Annotated in this window: 2 protein-coding genes; both read right to left on the bottom strand. The window is 47.5% G+C overall.

Features of this window, described 5'->3' with window-relative positions; all coding sequences use genetic code 11:
- Window positions 1-291 (bottom strand): SDR family NAD(P)-dependent oxidoreductase (locus tag BACCELL_RS20260; RefSeq protein WP_007213915.1); only part of this gene is annotated, 291 nt, incomplete at its 3' end.
- Between the two features lie 105 nt (window positions 292-396).
- Window positions 397-2,292, bottom strand: coding sequence for a cobalt-precorrin-5B (C(1))-methyltransferase CbiD (gene cbiD, locus BACCELL_RS20265; RefSeq protein WP_007213916.1), 1,896 nt, complete (start codon window positions 2,290-2,292; stop codon window positions 397-399).
- Between the last annotated feature and the right edge of the window lie 2 nt (window positions 2,293-2,294).

Here is a 2,294-nt window from a genome sequence, read left to right on the forward strand (position 1 = left end):
ACGTTGTATCTCTTCCTCGGTAGTGAGTTCGATAGCTCCGCTGATACCCATCCCGGCATTGTTGACAAGTACATCAATGCTACCTTGCTCTTTCAGAATTGTCGATATGGCATTGGATACTGATGCAGGATCAGTAATATCCAATTGCAACATTTTGAAGCCGGGATTATCGGATACTGCTTTCCGACTGGAGCCATAAACGATATGTCCTTGTGCAGCCAACTGCGTAGCAATGACTCTTCCAAAACCGGAAGAAGCGCCGGTGACGAGGATTATTTGAGGGTGTTTCATATTTGAGATTTTTAATTTAAGTTTCGCATATAGCCTGAAGGGCTTTCATTATATAGCGTAGGACTTTCAGCCTGATAGACTACAGGTAAAACTTGTTTTTTTATTCTATGTAATTATTTTCCCTTCTTCGCTAATGAGCAGAATCGTCAGTTCTCCTTCAGGTAGCAACGGGTCACAATATTGATGGCACAGTTCGAGCAAACGGGAGCAAAAAGCTTGCAAATCTTCAGCAGAGAGCAATGTCCATAACTCACGGGCTAAAGTTATCTTTTCGATAACTGCAAGTGTTTTTCCTCCGCATCCGGCAGAAAGGGCCACTTCACGTAGGAAATCCTTATTCATCGTCACCTGTTTGCTGTGCGTATCCAGATTTCCTTCTGCCAATTTCACGGCTTTTCCTATCATGATACCCAAAGTCACCGCTTTGATTTCCAAATCTGCGGCAATCTTTATCGTATCTCCAATGAAATTTCCGTAATGAATGAATGCCTGTGCAGGCAGTTCGGGATAGTACCCCCGGACATACTTTTCACTCTTTGCACCGGAATTAAGGACGATGCGCGGGCTTCCTGTTGCCCGACCTACTTCCATGGATTTGCGAATGGAATCTACAAATGCTTCAGAAGAGAAAGGTTTCACAATGCCCGAAGTTCCGATGATAGAAATACCGCCTTCTATACCCAGACGGGGATTAAAAGTCCGCCGGGCTATCTCTTCGCCACCCGGCACGGAAATAGTGACGGCAAAAGGATTGGGCTGTTTGGAAATGCCAAGTCGTTGAAGGCATGCCTTTACATTGTTTTCAATCATTTTGCGGGGAGTAATGTTGATGGCAGGTCCTCCCACTTCCAGCCCTAAACCGGATAGGGTGACAATGCCTACGCCTTCGCCTCCACAGACGATAACGGTATAATCATCAGCTCCAAGTTCTGCGGGTGTTGGATCGTCAAAGCGGAAAGGCACAGCAACATTGGCCTTGATCTGCATGCCATTAGTTACATCGGGGTCATCACCTGCATCTTTGATGACTGTGGCATCTGCTTCCAGCATCCAGTCATCGTTCACACAGCTGGGATGCGGGTAGAGTTCTTGCTCTTCGACGGGAACATAAATGGTTTCTCCGTTAGGGAGAATAACGGGGAATTCTGCGGGTCGGGGCTGGCGTTGAACGTTGAAAATATCCCAGGTTGCAGCTACAGCGGCTGCGGCTGCACAAGTACCCGTAGTCAGACCACTACGCAAAGGATAAAAATCTGGAAAATGTTTTTCAATCATCCGGCGCAAACCATGCTCACCGTTCACTATCATAAAACTTCCGGGCATTGGCGGACGACGGATTGCAAAAATGCGGATACCTTCTTGAAGGGCAGCTTCCACTTTTTCATTGAATCCTCCGGAAAGTCCGCTTTCCTTTATCAATATGGCTTCGGGGTGAAGTTGCTGTAACAGGATGCGTTCGTCTTCGCCTGCATGGTAGTAATGCAGATATTTTTCGGGAAAACCTTCACGTTCGGCCAGGCGGCGGGAGCTCTCACGGTTAAGGATACGGAAGTAGCAACAGGTACTTTCCTGCCAGAGAGGCTTTAGCTTGGCAATGCTTTGTACGCCTGTCAGTGCCAGGAGGGTGAAGATATCTTCTTTCCTGATTTGCCGGATGGCATCTTCAAAATCATCGCACCAGATAATGTGTTCTTCATCGCGTGGCGGGTAAATACGTTCGAATCGGATGACAAGCAGGTTCAGGGTATGGGCTACTTTCTCTACGGTCTGGTGCAGTTGTATGGCAAAGGGGTGGGCGGCGTCTACCAGTAATTGAATGTTATGTTCTCGGCAACAGTGTTCCAGGTCCAGTTCGTCCATGGCACCTTGCAGGCGGATACCGTGGTGCATGGTTACTTCCTGCTCGTCTCCTTTGGTAGAGTAGTAAAATGGTTTTCCAGATTCTTCAAGGGTACGGGCAGCGATACGTCCTTCGGTGGTTCCGCCTAATATTAATATCATTG

The organism is Bacteroides cellulosilyticus DSM 14838 (assembly GCF_000158035.1).
Lineage (GTDB): Bacteria > Bacteroidota > Bacteroidia > Bacteroidales > Bacteroidaceae > Bacteroides > Bacteroides cellulosilyticus.